Here is a 17,780-nt window from a genome sequence, read left to right as displayed (position 1 = left end):
ACCGTAGGTATGGTTACTGACTTCGTCAGTTTCATCTACAACCTCAAAACCATGTTTTGAGCTGACTTCGTCAGTTCTATCTACAACCTCAAAGCAGCGCTTTGAGCAACCTGCGGCTAGCTTCCTAGTTTGCTCTTTGATTTTCATTGAGTATGAAATAAGATATGCACAAATTGATTAGAAAAGTCAAATGAATTTCTACAAATGTTTTAGCAATCGCAATCTACTTGTCTAGATTCGATCTGATATATTTTCGATTTAATGATATGGTATTTAAAACCTCCAAAGCAGCTTGCTCCATTATTTTACTTACGTGAGTGTAGATGTTATTTATTGTTTTAGCGTCTTTGTGTCCCACTCTAACCATTATAGCTTTTAATGGGATATTCTTCTCAGCTAGTGTACTAAGGAGTGTGTGCCTGAAAATATGGGAACTAAGGGGCTGGTTTATCGGTTTCGTTAGTTTAGTATTTGCCTTTTGAAAAGTGATCTTAAATGCCTTTCTCTAAATTTACATATCACTATTGTTTAACAAAATATAATCTGCTTTAGGTCACTTATTCTTTTTTTGAAATGTAGAATGAACTTTTTCAAAGTTTTTCGAATCTTTTAAAATCTGTTTGTTTTATATCGTCATTCTCCCTCTTTTTTAATTCTCCCTATACAGCCTGACAACTTTTCCGATGGTGCGAATACGGTTGCTTTCGTCTAGGCAGATGTCGGGGTATTCGGGATTGAGTTTTTTGAGGTAGCCTTGGCGAAGTTTCTTGACCTAGTTAGCACCGTCTACTTGGAAGATGACGATGGTATTATAGTCAATCTGTGGGGGATTCTTGATAAATAGGTAGTTGCCGTTTCTTATCTTTGGCTCCATGGACTTGCTGACGACATAAGCGATTGCGTCGTAGTCGTCTGGGATTTCATCCTCATAGAATGGAAACTCCATATCTAAATTGTCGTCCTGCATCGAGCGGCTACCTGCAGAGATAAACTACCTAACACGAGAGTAAGTAGTCTGTCTGTAGTCGTCCAGTCTGATGATTTTTGCGATACTTCGTTTATCATCGTTTTTCTTCTCATACAGTTGCCTATCGGCATAGGTCAGTACTTTACCTTGTCTGGGTGATGCCCGTTGGTCGTAGATAGATTGGATATCGCTAGGAGAATCCTTTTGAACTGGAGGAAAGAGGACATCAATCAAGCTACTGAATACTTTAACTAAGTCAAATATAGTATTTTTCTTAGTAGACCTACCCCTTTTTTCATAGTTTCCAAGGGTGTTTTTACTTATACCAATCTTAGTACTCAATTCTTATTGAGTCCAACCATTACTAGTCTATATTGTTTTATTTTTCGCATGTAACAATCGCAATCTCTTCTTTATCCACGAATGAAATCGCTTTCTGTTTTTATAAGTAAAGCATAACACGAAATCCACGAAAATGAAAACTTTGTTGTGTTTTCGTAAAAAAATTGTTGACAGAGCACGAAACGCCTATTATAATTAAATCAAGCTTAAGGAAATAACAAAAAAACAAATCGGAGGGAAAGACGATGAGCATATTAAATGAGAAAGTAATCAATATCTGTAAATCAGTAGTTAAAGAAACTTTAATCCAAGACATTTAGGAGAAAAAGATGAAGAAATCAAGAAAATTAGCCATATTAGGAATCTGTTCAGCTTTGTTTTTAGGCTTGGCAGCTTGTCAGCAAGATGCTACAACTTCGAATGGGACGAGTCAAAGGCAAAGTAGTTCAACGAAAGTTCCATGGAAAGCTTCATACACCAACCTAAACAATCAGGTAAGTACAGAAGAGGTCAAATCTCTCTTATCAGCTCACTTGGATCCAAATAGTGTTGATGCCTTTTTTAATCTCGTTAATGATTACAATACCATTGTCGGCTCAACTGGCTTATCAGGAGATTTCACTTCCTTTACTCACACAGAATACGATGTTGAAAAAATCAGTCATCTCTGGAATCAAAAGAAGGGTGATTTTGTTGGAACCAACTGCCGTATCAATAGTTATTGTCTTTTGAAAAATTCAGTCACCATTCCAAAACTTGATAAGAATGATCAATTGCTTTTCCTAGATAACGATGCGATTGATAAGGGGAAGGTCTTTGATTCACAAGATAAGGAAGAGTTTGATATTCTATTTTCGAGAGTTCCAACTGAGGCAACGACGGATGTCAAGGTTCACGCTGAAAAGATGGAAACATTCTTCTCCCAATTTCAATTCAACGACAAAGCTCGAATGCTATCTGTAGTCTTGCACGACAATCTGGATGGTGAGTATCTGTTTGTAGGCCACGTTGGAGTCTTAGTACCGGCTGATGACGGTTTCTTATTTGTAGAGAAATTGACTTTCGAAGAGCCCTACCAAGCGATTAAATTTGCCAGCAAGGAAGATTGTTACAAGTATTTAGGCACCAAGTATGCGGATTATACAGGCGAGGGACTGGCTCAGCCTTTTATCATGGATAATGATAAGTGGGTTAAACTTTAATGGTGGTATGATATGACAGTAATCCTAGGACTTTTATTTCTATTTTTGATGAGTTGGTGGGTTATTTCAATCGTTAATAGCCAGAAACCACGAAAAAATGAAACATTTATTGGCTATATCCAAAGATACGATATTGATGGGAATGGCTATCAATCAGAAGTATGGGAAGTGACTGAGGAGGAAGATTTATAATTAAAGAACAGACTCGTCTTTACAGTATTGCACCTATTTCCAGATAGTCCATTTGTAGTTTTATCCAGATTGCTATATAATTTAACTTAGAGAAAATAGGAGGACTAATCAGATGGAATTAAAAGATTTTACAGAAAAAGAACAGGAAATGATAAAGAATGGGCTGACGACGTCTAAGATTAGTGACAAGGAAACTGCTGAGAAGATTCTTGCGCTTGTCCCACAAGACTTGATTAAGCGAATCCCATTTTTCGTCAGAAAACATGCTACGACACGTACGATTAAACGCATTTCAATCGAACACCTTGAACTCTACGCTGCAGCTCAAACAAGTGGTGAGATTCCAGAAAAAGAACGAGAAGAATTACGTCAGATTATCACAACTATCTTTGAACAAAAGATGAATAAGCATAGTATTAAGTAGAGAATGAAAATGTATTTTATTGGCGGTTTGGGAAGCAATGTCTATCATAGCAAGGATCTTCTTCAAGAACTAGATTCGCAGGTCTATTTTCTAAATCCTTATGAAAAGCATCTTCGAGATGAAACAGAATTGAAATCATGGTTTAAAAAATCGATAGAAGAGGAAGAATCTATCTGTCTGATAGGCCATTCTCTTGGAGGAGATTTGGCTCGTTATCTCGCATCGGAATTTCAAGAAGTGAAGAAACTGATTCTTTTGGATGGTGGCTATCTAGATTTAGATAAGATTTTACCTTTAGATACAGAGTTAGAGGAAACTAAAAATTATATCAAATCTCAAATCGTTTCGGACTTAGCTCTTCTTATTTCTAAAGAAAAATCTGAAGCAAAGCATTGGTCAGAAAATATGGAGAAAGCCGTAAGGCAGTCCTATCACTGGAATTCTGAGTATAATAGATATGAGTTGGCTATAAATTATGAAAATATAGAAGCGATACTCCGCTTACGGAGAAAAATACAAGCTTTTAAGAGAGAAGTGGGAGATACCTTGTTTATTAGTCCTCGCTATCCTAATGAAGCTACATGGAGAGAGGAAACACTAAAAGAATTACCAGATTATTTTGATACTATTTTTCTAGAAAACGTTGGCCATGAGCTTTATACTCAAGCACCCAAAAAAATCGCTAGTATGATTAATGAGTGGTTCTCTTATTCTCACTGAGTTGCTTGTATGGCTTGAAATGGTATAAGATGAAAATCTACAAGTCACTAATTCTCATATAACAAAAAAAACGAACAGGCTCTTTTCTGTCATTCAGAAGAGAACTTGTTCGTTTTTATCTTGATTTTCTTAAAAAGCTCGATAAACATAGGGATTTTCTGGTTTATCGACTTTTGTAAAGCTGTCGATTTCCAAGGTTGGGAGATTTTGTTTGAGTTCTTTATGGTAGTGATTGAGCAGTTTTCCTTTGGCCGTAATCCAAGTGTTGTTTTCATACTGCCGGGTATTTCCCTTGGTCAGCAATCCATAGACACCAGAATCTGCGATACAGTGGATAATGCCGAATCGGAACAGAAATTGACTATTGGCATGACTGGGGTCGTTATAGACAAAGCCTGTAAACTGGATTGTCTTGCCCTCAAACTCATCTGGATAGTCGTAGATAGCCTCCATGACCTCCATATAGTTTTCATTAGTGATCTGAATGCTATCCTGGGACAAGTATTTATCCGCCGCCGTTCGCATTTCCTTTTCATAGGCTGATTTTGAAAAATAAGAACTGGTATCTGGTTTCAAATATTGGCTTGTCGTCCCTTCGCTTGTCTGAATGGCCAGATCCGTTCCTTCCGATAGGGGGAAATGATAGCCTTTGGCAGAAACGGTCTGAGAATCCAAGCTAACAGTTGGGAAAGTTAAGCCGATGACAAGTGGAATAGCCAGAAGAGAAATACTCGTCATCTTGGCCAATCGGCTGTTCAGATGACTGTGGGTTTTGACTTGCTTCATCCAGATATACAGTTGAACAATTGCCAAAATAAAGGAAAGCACCATGGAGATATAGGCCAGATAGGAATAGTGCATGTTGATGTACTGGTTTAGTTTGCCCGACAGATGGAGGTAAATAGTCAGTTCAAAATAGCCAGCTAAAACTAAAAATCGAATCATAGGATGACTCCAATCAAGAGAGAATAGGCTAAAACGACCAGAGTCACAATCGTAATGAAGTGACTAATAAATCGTGCTTTCAAGTAATTTTTCATCATGAGAATATTTTTGATATCCAGCATTGGGCCAATGACGAGAAAGGCCAGAACTGGAGCCAAACCGAAACTCGAGAGAAGAGAAGCACCTATAAAGGCATCCGCCTCACTACAGAGCGAAAGAAGAAAGGATAAAATCATCAAGAGCAGGATGGCAAAAAGAGGGGTCGCACTGATAGAGGTCAGAATCCGAGTCGGAACGTAGACCTGTATTATAGAAGCAAAGAGGCAGCCAAATACCAAATAACGCCCCGTATCAAAAAATTCATCAATGGCCTGCACAAAGACTTGAAAAACTTTTTTTGCAGAACTCAAGTAAGAAAAATCATGCTCATGACAAGTCAGACGATTTTCTTTCTGAATCGGTTCTTGCCAGAAAAATCCTAGAAAAATTCCTAGTATTACAGCTACAAGAATGGAACCCAGAGCTCGTAATAGGGCGACATGGAAGGAGTTGCCAAAGGCAGAATAGGTCGCAAAAAGAACAATGGGATTGATAACAGGTGCTGTCACAAGAAAGGGAACGGCCGTGTAACTGGGAACCTTTTTTTCCAGAAAACGATTGATAATGGGGACAATCCCACATTCACAAGAGGGAAAAAGTATCCCGACGAAGGTGCCAAAAAAGATTCTCCCCCAACGATTTCGAGGGAGAAAATGATAAACCTTGTCAGGTGTGATATAGACCTCAATCAGCCCTGAGACAATACTTCCTATCAGAACGAAGGGGAGGGCTTCAATGATAATGGAGAGAAAAATGGCTCCAGTTTGAAGTACACTAGATGGGAGTTGTTGGAAAGCAGTCATCTAGCTTTTCTTTTCTGCTTTGGCTTTTTTCTCTTTGTCATCAGGGAAAGTGACTTGTTTCAAATCTGGGAGTTTAGCAAACTCTTCAAACATCTTGTCCAAGTCGTCTCGTTTTGTAAATTTTACAGCCATAGGTGTACCTCGATTCTAAATTCTACCTCTATTATACTATTATTTTGAGGAAAAGGGAAAAGTTAAAATTGAGTATCTAACGAATAATAGAGTTTGATATATCCTGATATACACTATGATTGTGATATAATAGTTGTGGAATAACGGAGGAAATTATGGATCATGAAAAAAATCGGTCAGATTACCGATGAAGTAAAAGAAATTTTTGATATTGTTCTTGAAGCGAGCGACATAAAGGTCAACAAAGACGGTTTGAGAAGTCATATGATAAAAGGCCATCACAATGATGTGATTCATCATATTGAAGACCTGGAACTCATACTAAGGAACCCAGATTTCGTCGGCATCAATCCACGAGAGAAAGACGCCAGTTTTGAATATGTAAAAAGATTTGATAATAATGTTCTTGTTGCGATTAAGTTGCGATTAAGTTACATAAAAGTGGTGATTTCTTTTATGTTCCGACCATGTATCGTTTACAAGATTACAAGTTACAAAGTCGTATTAAGTCTGGTAGATTGAGAAAACATAACATTAAATTGTCTGAAAATTTATTGACAGATTAGAAAAAACATAGTATAATGAAACGTAAAATGAATTCAGGTTTCCTGAACCGATAGGAGTATACAATGAAAAAACTAGGTTTTGTCCTTTTATCTTCAGCCTTGCTATTGACAGCTTGTGCTAATAACCAATCTAAGCCAAGCAATACGAGTGATTCGTCCAAGGTGACAGCCTTGTCTGAAGACAAGCAGAAAATGCTTGATAAGGCCACTGCTGACTATAAGACTTTTGTGCAAGAGCAAATCGATAAACTGTTGACAGATACAGAAGGCTTTGTCAAACTTTTGAAAGAAGGCAAGTTAGAAGAAGCTAAGAAGGTTTATCCACTGATTCGTATGTCCTATGAGCGTTCAGAACCAATTGCTGAAAGTTTTGGTGAGTCAGATGTCAAGATTGACTTCCGTTTGGCAGACTATATGGACGAAAACAAGACAGAAGAGGGATGGTCAGGTTTCCACCGTATTGAGCGTATCCTTTGGGAAGACAATACAACTAAAGGAACTGAAAGCTATGGTGATCAGTTGGTCAATGATATCAAGGAATTGAAAGCCAAGATTGCAACTGTTGATGTGGACTACAAGGTTATGCTGACTGGGGCAGTCGACTTGCTTAACGAAGTTGCAACAAGTAAGATTACAGGGGAAGAGGAAATTTATTCTCATACAGACTTGTATGACTTCCGTGCCAATATCGAGGGAGCTGAGAAGATTTTCCAACTCTTTAAACCTTTGCTTGAAAAATCAGACGCTAACCTAGTTAAAGAATTGGAAGCGGACTTCAAGTCTGTCAATGATTTGTTGGACAAACACAAGACCGACAAGGAACACTACAAGCTCTATACAGATTTGACAACAGAAGATACCAAAGAATTGTCAGAAGCTGTGACAAAACTTGGTGAGCCTCTATCACAAATGGGTAAATTTCTTAGTGGAGAATAAGAGTCATGACTGAAAAAGACGAAAAGTTTTTTGAGAAGAAAATGGACCGTCGAGAATTTCTAAAAAAAGCAGGGATTGGAGGGGCTGGTTTAGCGCTAGGACTCTCTGGTGCTTCTGCTTTTTTCGCACCTAAGCTAGGAAGTCAGGAAAAAATCTCGTACGGAAATGAAAAAATTGCTTTTTATGGCAAGCATCAAGCTGGGATTAGTACGCCCATGCAAAAGAATATCTATTTTGTTGTCTTGGACCTGCATACGACGGATAGAGATAAGATTATCCAGCTATTCAAGGATTGGACGGATTATAGTGCCAAGTTGGTTGAGGGGGAATTGGTCAAAAAAGATGGCCAGAATGCTCTCTTGCCTCCGAGTGATACTGGTGAGACAGTCGGGCTCAACCCTCATCGTTTGACGCTGACTTTTGGTGTCTCTGCCAGTTTCTTGAAAAAGATGAACTTGGAAAACAAGCGTCCTCAAGTTTTCAGGGATTTACCGCCTTTTCCTAAAGAGCAATTGCGTGAAAAATATACTGGTGGAGATATTGTCATCCAGGCCTGTGCAGATGATGAGCAGGTTGCCTTTCACGCTATTCGCAATCTCATCCGTAAGGGGAGAAATGCCGTGACCCTTCGTTGGAGTCAGTCTGGTTTTGCAGCTATCGGGGATCGAATGGAGACTCCGCGTAACCTCTTTGGTTTTAAGGATGGAACAGCAAATCCAACCAAGGAGAAAGACTTTGACCGCGTCATTTGGGCTGATAGTAAGGACTGGATGGAAAATGGTTCTTATATGGCAGTTCGTCGGATTCAGATGTTTTTAGAAACTTGGGATCGTACTAGTCTTGAAGAACAAGAAAATACCTTTGGTCGTTACAAGGAAAGTGGTGCCCCTTTCGGTAAGAAAAATGAGTTTGATGAAGTGGATTTGAGTCTTTTGCCTGATGATTCGCATGTTCGTTTGGCTAAGGAAGTGGACAAGCCGCTTTTGCGTCGTTCTTATTCTTACTCTGATGGAATTGATGAAAAAACTGGCCAGTTTGATACGGGCTTGCTCTTTATTTCTTTCCAGAAGGATCCTGATAACTTTGTCAAGGTTCAAACCAATCTAGGCGCTACTGATAAGATGAATGAATACATCACTCACATCGGTAGTGGACTCTTTGCTTGCTTTGGTGGTGTGGAGAAAGGGGGCTACATTGGTCAGAAATTATTGGAAGGCTAAAAGCTGGTTACTAGTTTTAGCTTTGTCACTTTTAATTCTTTCCCCAGTAGGTGCCCAAGAAAGTCTGAGTTTTTACTTTGTGAAAATCACAGATGCTTCTAAAGCGGTCAAAAATGGGAGTCAGTCTGAGGCTCAGAAACTCGTTAAAGAGATGGCATCAGATTTCGAGAGAGTAAAAGACAGCAATTCTGAGGCTGGTAAAGTCGTTAAGGAAAAGCTAGCCCAGTCAGGTGAGATTACTGAAGACAAACTTACCGAAATTTCTTCAGCCTTATTAGCTTTTGAAAAAGAACAAAATCCTGTTGACCTAGATGCGGAAAAGGAAAAATTGGTCAACCGTCTAAGTCCTCGTTTTGAAGCCTTAGAGCAGGCCATTGCCTCCAAAGATTTGGAAAAAGTTCGAGAGGCCTTTAAGAAAATGAATTCCACTTGGACCATCAATGAAAGTGTGGTTCGTGACAATAGTACAGCTCATTATGGACGTGTTGAAACAGCTATTTCCTTCCTGCGTAGTAGCATGGAAACCGAGCCTACAGATTTCAACTCCATCCAGACTTCCTTTGAGGACTTAAAAAAGGCTATTGATGATTTTGTGAGTGGAAAAGAAGTTGCAGAAGCATCTTCTGATTTAAGTCTCAAAGACGGCATTGCCCTTTTGACAAAGGCTTTGGAACAATTCCAAGCTGGTGACCAAGCATCAGGAGCAGCCAGTATGAAGGAATTTATTACTATCTGGCCAACGATTGAAGGTTCTGTTAGCACGACCAATCCTTCCCTCTATACTCGAGTGGAAAGTGAAAGCCCTGTGATTATGGTCAAGGGAAGTGAGAAGGAATACCAAGAAAAATTAGAAAAACTGATTGCAGATTTATCACAAATTGATACTAGCGCACGTTATAATGCCTTTGATGCCATGCTGATTCTCCTGAGAGAAGGGGTAGAGGCTCTCTTAATCGTCATGGCCTTGGTGACGACCTTGAAAGCAGCCAAGATGCGAAAGGGACTCAAGTGGGTTTATGGTGGTGCTATCACTGGAATCATGGCTAGTCTCCTTATTGCTTTTATCCTGCAAATTGCCTTTCCAGCAGTAACATCAGGCTCCAATCGTGAAATCATCGAAGGAGCAGTGGGAATTTTTGCAGTAGCTATGATGATTTTGATTGGAATCTGGCTCCACAGCAAATCCTCGGTCAAAAAATGGAATACCTTTATGGAGTCACAAATGGAAACAGTGACCAAAACAGGCTCCTTTATTTCCATGTTTGCCCTCAGTTTTCTAGCTGTTTTCCGTGAGGGAGCAGAAACCATTCTCTTTTATGTTGGGATTTTACCAAGAATTTCCAGTTTTGAATTTGTCTTGGGAATTTCACTTGCCTTGCTGGTTCTGGTAATTATTGCCCTTGTGATGAACAAGGCCAGTCAATTCTTCCTGCCACATAAGGTCTTCTTTATCCTGACTTGGATGATTTATGCCCTAGCCTTCAAGATGCTGGGGGTTAGTATCCATGCTCTTCAGTTGACCAATATGGCACCAAATCACTTAGTGACAGGCTTTCCAACGATCGACTTGCTTGGAATTTATCCAAGTTGGGAAGGCTTGGTTAGCCAGCTAGTCTTTGTTATTATTGTCTTGATTGTCACTTTTAGACAGGGTGAAAAATAAATGGATAGAAAAGAATTGACAATCGTTGAACATCTGGTAGAATTTAGAAAGAGACTATTGGCAGTAGTCATTTGTTTCTTTTTGGTATTCTCTGCTTCTCTGCTGTTTGCAGACCAGATTTACCAGTATGTGACCCAATCTTTTCAGCAAAAGTTGATTGTTTTAGGGCCTAATGATATTTTATGGATTTACATACGTTTGGCTAGTCTGATGGCCTTTACTATCACCTTGCCTTACACGGTGTATCATATTTGGTCTTTCATTAAACCCGGTTTAAAGAAGGAAGAAGCTAGAGCTGTCTTTGCCTATATTCCAGCTAGTTTCCTTTGTTTTCTAGTTGGACTGGCTTTTGGTTTTTACTTTGTAACACCGGCCTTACTTCAGGTTTTATTAGGGTTGGGAGAAGGTCTATTTGAAACGCAGTTAACCGCCCAAAATTATCTGTCTTTTGTTTTTCAAACGACCTTGCCTTTGGCTCTGATTTTTGAATTGCCAGTTATCATTGCCTTTTTGACGTCGATTGGACTCATTGGACCAGAATTATTGACTGCTTATCGCCGATATGCCTATTTTATCTTATTGGTACTCGCAGTCATCTTAACACCAGCTGACTTTGTCAGCGATTTGGCAATGACTGCCCCCTTGATATTACTCTATGAATTAAGTATTGCTATTAGCAAACACATTATGAAACGCAAGCAGAAAGGAGAGAGGAATGGGAATCTTACGTGATATTGGAGCACCAGGATTGATTATCATCGTTTTAGGAGCTCTCTTGATATTTGGACCAAAACGATTGCCTGAACTAGGCGAGTCAATCGGTAAAATGCTATCTGAATTTAAAAAAGCAGTTAAAGGAGCTGAAAATCAAGATAAGGAAGACTAAACCTTGTCTAATAAAAAACTTTGTACTCTGGAAGCCATCGCGTGGCTAGCTAGAGTGCAAAGTTTTTTTATTTTTTAGTTAAAATGAAGACTGTGTTCCTTATAAGTACAAGGTTATTAAGAGAGTGGTGGACATTAAAATGATGATTTTGAGTTTTTGTTATTTTTGCTTTGGAGCAAGGTAACATAGTCACTTTTGGTGTGAAATAAGTGGGAAAGAAAAACAGTTCTTTGAGTCTGGTCGATAAAGTAAAGCAAGATATACTGACCGATAATTTTTCCTCGCGTAGGGTACTTACTGTTGATTTTTAGTCCGATTTTTTCATCTGCATCAAAGCCAGCTTCAGGAAAAGTTTCTAAACTTTTTAAGCCGTCTAAAATTCTGGCTACAGTATTCTTAGCAGACTGAGGTGATAAAAGAACAGTAGTAATGTAGTCATGGATATTGTCAATTGCCTGACTCACTTCAGTAGAAAGACTCACTTTATAAGCCATATCGTAGCCTCATATTGTCTAGGGAAGTTCCTTGTCCGGATTCGTATTCTCTTAAGGAGCGTTCAGATTGGGCTTGTAGTTCCTGAATCAATCGCTCACGATGTATATCTTCTGCAGTTTTTATTGGTAAATCCTGTTCGAGAACAATCTGCTCGATAAAAAGACTAATAGCATCCGTCATAGTCATTCCTTTTTCCTTGATGATAGCTCTAGCTTGTTCCATTGATGACTCATTGATTTTAAAATTGTATTGCTTAGTAAGTGATGTCGTCATGGTATATCTCCAATCTATACTATATATAGCTAGTATATATCTTTTATATTTTTTAGGCAAGAGAAAACTTTGTACTCTAGAAACTATCGAGAGTGTAAAGTTTTTTTAGTTTGGAACATGAAAACAGCAGTTGATTTCAAGAAACAAAAAAGAACAGCCGAAGCTGTCTTTTTATCATTATTTGAGACCGTATTTTTTGTTGAAACGATCCACGCGTCCATCTGCTTGAGTGAACTTTTGACGTCCAGTGTAGAATGGGTGTGAGTCTGATGAAATTTCCACACGGATCAATGGGTAAGTTTCACCTTCGAACTCAACTGTTTCGTTAGAGCGTTTTGTTGAACCGCTAAGGAATTGGTAACCAGTAGTTGTGTCCATGAAGACAACTGGGCGATATTCTGGATGGATATCTTTTTTCATTTTGCAATATTTCCTTTCTGCCATGGTCTCTTTGCGAGCCATAGATTGTTACCATACTAGTCTATCAGATTCTGAAAAGTTTGGCAAGTATTTTATCAGTTTTTAAGCAAGTTTTTTAACTTTTGGTAGATGATTTCGTTTTCTTCTAGGCTATAGGAATTAGCACCGCTTGCTAGAGGATGGCCTCCACCATCATGTTCTTTGGCAATTTCATTGATAGGATGAATTTTACTGCGTAAGCGAACGCGGTAGTGGCCAACAGCCTGCTCCACAAAAATTCCCCAGAGACTAACACTATCAATGCGTCCAGGTGCACCGACAATGGCTGCAGTTTCAGCATCGGTAACATTAAATTGTTTCAAGACTTCTTGACTCAGGATAACTCGCGCTGCACCATTTTCATCCACTTCCAGATGGTCGTAGATGTAGCCTTGAAGTTTAGCAATTTTGTAACTCATAGTGTCCATTTTGCGAGTGAGAGCCGCAAAGTCAAAGTTCTGTTCTCTTAGATAGGCAGCCAGACGAAGAGTCCGTGCAGTGGTAGAAGGGTAGAGGAAGCGACCTGTATCACCAACAATTCCTGCAAAGAGCAACTCAGCAGCTCGATCTGACAAGGCCAGTTGGGTTGTTTGGGCAAATAGAGTAATCATCTCGCTAGCGCTGCTTGAACTAGTATCCACCCAAGATAGGTCACCATATACATCATCATTTGGATGGTGGTCAATCTTAATGAGAAAATCACCTTGACGATAGCGCTTATCATCGATACGAGCAGTATTAGCTGTATCACAGACGATGACAAGGGCACCTTGGTAGGCACTATCTTCAACAAGATCCATCTCAGCCATCCAAGTTAGAGTTGGTTCATCATAACCAACGGCTTTGATGGTTTTTTCAGGGAAATGATGTTTGAGAAGAGCTTTCAAACCCACCTGACTTCCCAAGGCATCAGGGTCTGGTTTCATATGACGATGAATGATAATCGTGTCGTATTCTTTGATTTTTTCTAAAATTTGATGGCAAATTTCCATAAATAACCTCAATTCTTTCTCATTTCATTGTAGCACAAGAATTTTTATTTTTAAAATGAAAAAGATGTGATATAATGGAGAAAGATAAATTGAGGAGGACGATATGGTATTAGCAAAAATTGTATTTGCCAGTATGACCGGTAATACCGAAGAAATTGCAGATATTGTAGCAGACAAATTACGTGACTTGGGCTTGGATGTTGATGTTGATGAATGTACAACTGTTGATGCTTCAGACTTCTTGGAAGCAGACATCGCTATCGTTGCGACCTATACTTATGGTGATGGAGAATTGCCAGATGAGATGATGGACTTCTACGAAGACCTAGCAGATCTCAACTTGAATGGCAAAATCTACGGAGTGGTTGGTTCAGGAGATACCTTCTACGATGAATTCTGTAAGGCTGTTGATGACTTTGATCGTGTTTTTGTTTCGACAGGAGCAGAAAAAGGTTCAGAATGTGTTAAAGTTGATCTCTCTGCTGAGGAAGAAGACATTGAGCGCTTGGAACAATTCGCAGAAGAATTGGCTGCTAAAGTAGGATAAGTATAAAAGTGCGCTGATGTAATCAATCAGTGCATTTTTCTTATCGTGAGTTAGGATTTTACTAGCCTATTTGGTGGCTTTTTGATACAATAATTCAAATAAAGGAGGAGACTGTATGGATTTAGATAGTATTCGTCAAGAAATTGATCAAATCGACGACCAAATCGTCAAGCTCTTAGAAGAACGAATGCATTTGGTTGAGGGTGTAGTTGCCTATAAGAAAGCTTCAGGTAAACCGATTTTAGATACCAAGAGAGAAGCGGTTATTTTTGAAAAGGTTAGAAGTCGTGTAGGAGATAAGCGCTATCAGGAAACTATTGTCGCGACTTTTTCGGACATACTCAAACGTTCGCGTGATTATCAGAATCAGAATATCAAATGAAAAAAGAACAATTTTATCCGCTAGGCATTTTTATAGCTGCTATGTTGGGCGGACTTGTGCGCTACCTTGTTTCTACTTGGTTATCAGCCAGTCCAGACTTTCCTTGGGGCACTCTCTTTGTCAACTATCTGGGAATTTTCTGCTTGATTTATCTTGTCAAGGGATATCTGGTCTATAAGGGGACTAGTAAGGGCTTGATTTTAGCACTAGGGACGGGCTTTTGTGGAGGTTTAACAACTTTTTCCAGCCTAATGCTTGATACTGTGAAGCTGCTTGATACAGGGCGTTATCTTAGTTTAGTCCTGTATTTGCTTTTGAGCATCGGTGGAGGCCTACTCTTAGCTTATTTTCTAGGGAGGAAGAAATGGTAATCGTCTATCTTGCAATTGCTTGTGGTTTCGGAGCTTTAGTGCGCTATTTCTTTTCCCGCTATAATCAAACTTCTAAATTGCCCCTCGGAACGCTCATAGTCAATCTTCTAGGTTGTTTTTTAATTGGATTATTCTACAATCATGTGGAGTCTAAGGAAGTCTATGCTATTTTAGCAACAGGATTTTGTGGAGGTTTGACAACTTTTTCGACCTTGAATGACGAACTCCAAAGATTGTTAAGTGATAGGAAGGGATTTTATTCTTATTTAGCTTTGACCTACCTCGGTGGTTTGATTGCGATTTTTTTAGGAATTCTGCTATAAATTTCTTTACTTTTTTGTGGAAATTTGGTAAACTGTATCTTGTGTGTAATGGACGCACAAAAATACAGTTTATCCGCTGAGGAAGATTCTTCAAGATTGACAAAGATAGGAGAATAAAATGAATCCATTAATCCAAAGCTTGACTGAAGGTCAACTTCGTACAGATATCCCATCATTCCGTCCTGGTGACACTGTTCGTGTACACGCGAAAGTTGTCGAAGGTAACCGTGAACGTATCCAGATTTTTGAAGGTGTTGTTATCGCACGTAAAGGTGCTGGTATCTCAGAAAACTACACAGTTCGTAAAATCTCTAACGGTGTAGGTGTTGAGCGTATCTTCCCCATCCACACTCCACGTGTTGAAAAAATCGAAGTTGTTCGTTACGGTAAAGTACGTCGTGCGAAATTGTACTACTTGCGTGCTCTTCAAGGTAAGGCAGCTCGTATCAAAGAAATCCGTCGTTAATTCGACTAAAACTCTGCTTTTTCAGCAGAGTTTTTATCTAGCTCCCTTAGTTCAATGGATATAACAACTCCCTCCTAAGGAGTAGTTGCAGGTTCGATTCCTGCAGGGGGCATAATAAGAAGCGTAAAGAAACATAAAGAATATTCAAAGTGTTTATTTGTAGGCAATCATCACAATTTAGTTTTTTAAAATAGGTTAGTATTTTTGGAATCTTTGACAAAAGTGTGACCAAAATTTGACCAAAAGTCAATGAATATAGAATAAAGTAGATCAGGAAGCTGGTCTATTTTATTTTGTAGTTATTGAGAAAAAGTGGTTTGTTTTAATTTGACTATTATACACATAATGCGTATAATAGTAAGTGTAAGGAGGTAACGAATATATATGCCACTTACAGGTAAAGAAATGGTGAAACTAGCTCTTGAGAATGGATGGGTTGAAGTTCGTCAAAGAGGAAGTCATCATCATTTTAAGAAAGAGGGTTTTTCTTATCTTGTCACGATTCCAGTTCATGGAAATGAAGATTTGGGAAAGGGATTGGAGAGAAAGATTCTCAAAGATTTAGGATTGTAATTTTTACTTTCCTAAGTCTTTTTACATCAGAGGTAGTAGAATGTTGGGGGTAGTAGAATGTTAAAAACGTATCCAGCTATTTTTCATAAAGAAGGAACAGGATATTGGGTAGAATTTCCAGAATTTGGTGGTGGTACAGAAGGAAAAAATATCGAAGAAGCGATGAAAAATGCTCGAGAAATGCTTGAAAATGTTTTAGCTTCTTATATCGATGAAGGGATGGCGTTGCCTACTCCAAGTGATATTTTAAAGATTGAAGTTTCAGATGGTTTTGTATCAATGATTCAAGTTGATCCTGCGCCTTTTGTGAGAAGTAACAAGGCGATTAGAAAGAACGTGACCGTTCCTGAATGGCTAGTTCGTCTTGCTGATCGAGAAAAGATTAACTATTCAGAAGTTTTGGCACAAGCATTAGAGCAGAAGTTGCAAGTTTAAATTTAAAGACTGTATTTATTAGGGAATAAGTTTGATATGTATTGGTAAAAGTGATACAATAGATATACAAGAAGAAAAGGAGAAATGCTATGTCACAAATTGCTGTAAGAGTAGATGATGAATTGAAAAAAGAAGCGACTGCGATTTTTAATGAGTTGGGGTTGGATATGTCAACTGCTGTGAAGTTATTTTTGAAGCAAAGTGTGTTGACAAGAAGTATTCCTTTTGAAGTTAAACTTGATTCTGAGTAAGGTGAAATAAAAGTGTGGATAGATATAATCTAAAGGGGTTCGGTTATGGTTTATACAATAGATCAGATAAAGGAAAAAATTGTTCCTGTTGCTAAACAATATGATTTATCTAAAATTTATCTATTTGGCTCTTATGCTAGGGGCGAAGCTGATGGGAAAAGTGATGTTGATATTGCTTTGGAGTTAGAGGATGATTCTATATATTTTGATGTATATGGTAGACTTTTGACTATTTTTGATGGTAATATAGATATTCTATTGGTTAGTGATTTACTTTCTCCAAAAACAAACATTGGGAAGTTAGTCAAGAAAAATTTTTTGAATGATAGAGAGGTTATTTATGAGAAGTCAATCTCTTGAAACTGATATAGCATATTTGAAGGATATGGTTTTATATCTTGATAAGGCCGATGCTGTTTTGTATAAAGCAAGAAGATATAATTTACCTTTAGATGATGATATGGTAGTTGATTCTATCGCTATGAATTTAGGACAGGTAGGAGAACAGTTATCGTTAGGCAAATTATCAGAGGAAGTAAAACAGAAGTATTCAGATAGGATAAACTGGACTCAGATAAAAGGTTTTAGAAATTTTATTTATCATAATTATTCTAACTTAAATTTTAAAATTATAGAGGGTATATTGAAGGAATCTGTTCCCAAAACTAAAGAATCTTTACACTCGATTATAAGAGAATTAGAAGGTGAATTATAAAATAGAAAATGAAAGAGAAACTCTAAAAACGTATGGAAGATTTGCTAGAAATCGACAAATTTTATTCCTCAAAAAACGAATACTTCCATAAGAGAAATTATTATTGATGAAGATTTAATATCTGTATTGGATGCATTGAAAGAGGAACAAGATAAGGTTCTTTATAATCGTGAAGAATTAAAGAAATATGATTTGGTCTCTTGTGATAGAAGGTATAAACTTTCTACAAATTATGGATTGAATAAATACTTGAAAGTATTTTTATCCGAACTTGGGATAGGTAGCCAAACCATGATAGCAAAAGCAGGCAGGCATATTTACGGTTTATATTTATTAGACTTCCTGCAAAACTAGAATCCTAGTTCATGATTGATAATACCAACAATCAAATTCATTCGTAA

General features: G+C 38.2%; 30 protein-coding genes, 1 tRNA gene and 1 pseudogene. 22 read left to right on the top strand and 10 right to left on the bottom strand.

Annotation, left to right across the window (positions count from 1 at the left end; translation table 11 throughout):
* Positions 1–223: 223 nt before the first annotated feature.
* The 3 genes from HT669_RS10110 to HT669_RS11585 form a co-directional block, all read right to left on the bottom strand.
* Positions 224–490 carry a tyrosine-type recombinase/integrase gene (locus HT669_RS10110; RefSeq protein ID WP_080564667.1) on the bottom strand — a complete coding sequence of 89 codons (267 nt, stop codon included), beginning with the start codon at positions 488–490 and terminating at the stop codon, positions 224–226.
* 282 nt (positions 491–772) lie between these two features.
* Positions 773–967: a S24 family peptidase gene (locus tag HT669_RS11590; protein WP_007284915.1), complete on the bottom strand. Its 195-nt coding sequence runs from the start codon at positions 965–967 to the stop codon at positions 773–775.
* 24 nt (positions 968–991) lie between these two features.
* The gene (locus HT669_RS11585) at positions 992–1,201 is read right to left on the bottom strand and encodes a hypothetical protein (RefSeq protein WP_138702510.1); all 210 of its coding nucleotides are present in this window, start codon (positions 1,199–1,201) and stop codon (positions 992–994) included.
* A gap of 437 nt (positions 1,202–1,638) precedes the next feature.
* On the opposite strand from HT669_RS11585, the gene HT669_RS10095 reads away from it, so the two are divergent.
* From HT669_RS10095 to HT669_RS10080, 4 genes are all read left to right on the top strand, one after another.
* Positions 1,639–2,511: a DUF4300 family protein gene (locus HT669_RS10095; protein ID WP_000749590.1), complete on the top strand. Its 873-nt coding sequence runs from the start codon at positions 1,639–1,641 to the stop codon at positions 2,509–2,511.
* Between the two features lie 12 nt (positions 2,512–2,523).
* Positions 2,524–2,703 carry a hypothetical protein gene (locus tag HT669_RS10090; RefSeq protein WP_000216060.1) on the top strand — a complete coding sequence of 60 codons (180 nt, stop codon included), beginning with the start codon at positions 2,524–2,526 and terminating at the stop codon, positions 2,701–2,703.
* A 112-nt stretch (positions 2,704–2,815) separates the two neighbouring features.
* Positions 2,816–3,127 carry a hypothetical protein gene (locus HT669_RS10085; protein ID WP_172922256.1) on the top strand — a complete coding sequence of 104 codons (312 nt, stop codon included), beginning with the start codon at positions 2,816–2,818 and terminating at the stop codon, positions 3,125–3,127.
* A 3-nt stretch (positions 3,128–3,130) separates the two neighbouring features.
* Positions 3,131–3,847, top strand: coding sequence for an alpha/beta hydrolase (locus tag HT669_RS10080; RefSeq protein WP_172922255.1), 717 nt, complete (start codon positions 3,131–3,133; stop codon positions 3,845–3,847).
* 129 nt (positions 3,848–3,976) lie between these two features.
* Here HT669_RS10080 and HT669_RS10075 read toward each other — a convergent pair whose 3' ends face one another.
* The 3 genes from HT669_RS10075 to HT669_RS11435 are packed head-to-tail and all read right to left on the bottom strand — an operon-like array spanning position 3,977 to position 5,826.
* Positions 3,977–4,792 (bottom strand): TIGR03943 family protein, encoded by an 816-nt coding sequence (locus HT669_RS10075; RefSeq protein WP_000617844.1) that lies wholly within the window; start codon positions 4,790–4,792, stop codon positions 3,977–3,979.
* Positions 4,789–5,694, bottom strand: coding sequence for a permease (locus HT669_RS10070; protein WP_000123618.1), 906 nt, complete (start codon positions 5,692–5,694; stop codon positions 4,789–4,791). Before HT669_RS10070 ends, HT669_RS10075 begins: the two co-directional genes overlap by 4 nt.
* The gene (locus tag HT669_RS11435; RefSeq protein WP_000268686.1) at positions 5,695–5,826 is read right to left on the bottom strand and encodes an SPJ_0845 family protein; all 132 of its coding nucleotides are present in this window, start codon (positions 5,824–5,826) and stop codon (positions 5,695–5,697) included. It lies immediately after the preceding gene.
* A 162-nt stretch (positions 5,827–5,988) separates the two neighbouring features.
* Between HT669_RS11435 and HT669_RS10065 the strand changes: the two genes are divergently transcribed.
* From HT669_RS10065 to tatA, 6 genes are all read left to right on the top strand, one after another.
* Entirely contained in the window at positions 5,989–6,348 is a 360-nt protein-coding gene (locus HT669_RS10065) for a hypothetical protein (protein WP_007284914.1), read from the top strand.
* A gap of 107 nt (positions 6,349–6,455) precedes the next feature.
* On the top strand, positions 6,456–7,328 hold the full coding sequence (efeO, locus tag HT669_RS10060) for an iron uptake system protein EfeO (protein WP_172922254.1): 873 nt from the start codon (positions 6,456–6,458) through the stop codon (positions 7,326–7,328).
* Between the two features lie 5 nt (positions 7,329–7,333).
* A complete protein-coding gene (efeB, locus tag HT669_RS10055; RefSeq protein WP_119943626.1) occupies positions 7,334–8,548 on the top strand; it encodes an iron uptake transporter deferrochelatase/peroxidase subunit in 1,215 nt (404 codons plus the stop codon).
* Positions 8,523–10,211 (top strand): FTR1 family protein, encoded by a 1,689-nt coding sequence (locus HT669_RS10050; RefSeq protein ID WP_172922253.1) that lies wholly within the window; start codon positions 8,523–8,525, stop codon positions 10,209–10,211. The genes efeB and HT669_RS10050 overlap by 26 nt, the downstream gene beginning before the upstream one ends.
* Positions 10,212–10,943, top strand: coding sequence for a twin-arginine translocase subunit TatC (tatC, locus tag HT669_RS10045; protein ID WP_000375159.1), 732 nt, complete (start codon positions 10,212–10,214; stop codon positions 10,941–10,943).
* Positions 10,927–11,097, top strand: coding sequence for a twin-arginine translocase TatA/TatE family subunit (tatA, locus tag HT669_RS10040; protein ID WP_000512107.1), 171 nt, complete (start codon positions 10,927–10,929; stop codon positions 11,095–11,097). The genes tatC and tatA overlap by 17 nt, the downstream gene beginning before the upstream one ends.
* A gap of 134 nt (positions 11,098–11,231) precedes the next feature.
* Here the strand turns inward: tatA and HT669_RS10035 are convergent, their stop codons facing one another.
* From HT669_RS10035 to HT669_RS10020, 4 genes are all read right to left on the bottom strand, one after another.
* Positions 11,232–11,591 carry a type II toxin-antitoxin system RelE/ParE family toxin gene (locus tag HT669_RS10035; protein WP_023936126.1) on the bottom strand — a complete coding sequence of 120 codons (360 nt, stop codon included), beginning with the start codon at positions 11,589–11,591 and terminating at the stop codon, positions 11,232–11,234.
* Positions 11,581–11,865, bottom strand: coding sequence for a type II toxin-antitoxin system RelB/DinJ family antitoxin (locus HT669_RS10030; RefSeq protein WP_050208398.1), 285 nt, complete (start codon positions 11,863–11,865; stop codon positions 11,581–11,583). Before HT669_RS10030 ends, HT669_RS10035 begins: the two co-directional genes overlap by 11 nt.
* Before the next feature lie 177 nt (positions 11,866–12,042).
* Positions 12,043–12,285 (bottom strand): type B 50S ribosomal protein L31, encoded by a 243-nt coding sequence (locus HT669_RS10025; protein ID WP_000710764.1) that lies wholly within the window; start codon positions 12,283–12,285, stop codon positions 12,043–12,045.
* A 95-nt stretch (positions 12,286–12,380) separates the two neighbouring features.
* Complete coding sequence (locus HT669_RS10020; protein ID WP_054388226.1) at positions 12,381–13,316, bottom strand: bifunctional oligoribonuclease/PAP phosphatase NrnA; 936 nt, start codon at positions 13,314–13,316, stop codon at positions 12,381–12,383.
* Positions 13,317–13,419: 103 nt separating this feature from the next.
* On the opposite strand from HT669_RS10020, the gene HT669_RS10015 reads away from it, so the two are divergent.
* The 12 genes and pseudogenes from HT669_RS10015 to HT669_RS11580 form a co-directional block, all read left to right on the top strand.
* On the top strand, positions 13,420–13,863 hold the full coding sequence (locus HT669_RS10015) for a flavodoxin (protein WP_000241950.1): 444 nt from the start codon (positions 13,420–13,422) through the stop codon (positions 13,861–13,863).
* Positions 13,864–13,978: 115 nt separating this feature from the next.
* On the top strand, positions 13,979–14,245 hold the full coding sequence (locus HT669_RS10010) for a chorismate mutase (protein WP_000362492.1): 267 nt from the start codon (positions 13,979–13,981) through the stop codon (positions 14,243–14,245).
* Positions 14,242–14,616 carry a fluoride efflux transporter CrcB gene (crcB, locus tag HT669_RS10005; RefSeq protein WP_000712082.1) on the top strand — a complete coding sequence of 125 codons (375 nt, stop codon included), beginning with the start codon at positions 14,242–14,244 and terminating at the stop codon, positions 14,614–14,616. The genes HT669_RS10010 and crcB (HT669_RS10005) overlap by 4 nt, the downstream gene beginning before the upstream one ends.
* Positions 14,610–14,939 (top strand): fluoride efflux transporter CrcB, encoded by a 330-nt coding sequence (gene crcB, locus HT669_RS10000; protein WP_000237406.1) that lies wholly within the window; start codon positions 14,610–14,612, stop codon positions 14,937–14,939. The genes crcB (HT669_RS10005) and crcB (HT669_RS10000) overlap by 7 nt, the downstream gene beginning before the upstream one ends.
* Positions 14,940–15,057: 118 nt before the next feature.
* The gene (gene rplS / locus HT669_RS09995) at positions 15,058–15,405 is read left to right on the top strand and encodes a 50S ribosomal protein L19 (protein ID WP_001068669.1); all 348 of its coding nucleotides are present in this window, start codon (positions 15,058–15,060) and stop codon (positions 15,403–15,405) included.
* A gap of 40 nt (positions 15,406–15,445) precedes the next feature.
* Positions 15,446–15,517: transfer RNA gene (locus HT669_RS09990), tRNA-Arg, on the top strand.
* 272 nt (positions 15,518–15,789) lie between these two features.
* The gene (locus HT669_RS09985) at positions 15,790–15,978 is read left to right on the top strand and encodes a type II toxin-antitoxin system HicA family toxin (RefSeq protein WP_001131503.1); all 189 of its coding nucleotides are present in this window, start codon (positions 15,790–15,792) and stop codon (positions 15,976–15,978) included.
* A 57-nt stretch (positions 15,979–16,035) separates the two neighbouring features.
* Positions 16,036–16,413 (top strand): type II toxin-antitoxin system HicB family antitoxin, encoded by a 378-nt coding sequence (locus HT669_RS09980; protein ID WP_000921491.1) that lies wholly within the window; start codon positions 16,036–16,038, stop codon positions 16,411–16,413.
* Between the two features lie 89 nt (positions 16,414–16,502).
* Complete coding sequence (locus HT669_RS09975; RefSeq protein ID WP_000077979.1) at positions 16,503–16,664, top strand: type II toxin-antitoxin system RelB/DinJ family antitoxin; 162 nt, start codon at positions 16,503–16,505, stop codon at positions 16,662–16,664.
* 45 nt (positions 16,665–16,709) lie between these two features.
* Entirely contained in the window at positions 16,710–17,024 is a 315-nt protein-coding gene (locus tag HT669_RS09970; RefSeq protein WP_000263130.1) for a nucleotidyltransferase domain-containing protein, read from the top strand.
* Complete coding sequence (locus HT669_RS09965; protein WP_001257560.1) at positions 17,005–17,379, top strand: HepT-like ribonuclease domain-containing protein; 375 nt, start codon at positions 17,005–17,007, stop codon at positions 17,377–17,379. Before HT669_RS09970 ends, HT669_RS09965 begins: the two co-directional genes overlap by 20 nt.
* A gap of 1 nt (position 17,380) precedes the next feature.
* Positions 17,381–17,715 (top strand): annotated as a pseudogene (locus tag HT669_RS11580) (site-specific integrase); the annotation flags it as partial.
* Between the last annotated feature and the right edge of the window lie 65 nt (positions 17,716–17,780).

The organism is Streptococcus sp. 2100, assembly GCF_013276335.1.
Taxonomy (GTDB): Bacteria; Bacillota; Bacilli; order Lactobacillales; family Streptococcaceae; genus Streptococcus; species Streptococcus pseudopneumoniae.
Note: the sequence above shows the minus strand (reverse complement) of the source record. Positions and strands in the feature narration are given on the sequence as shown.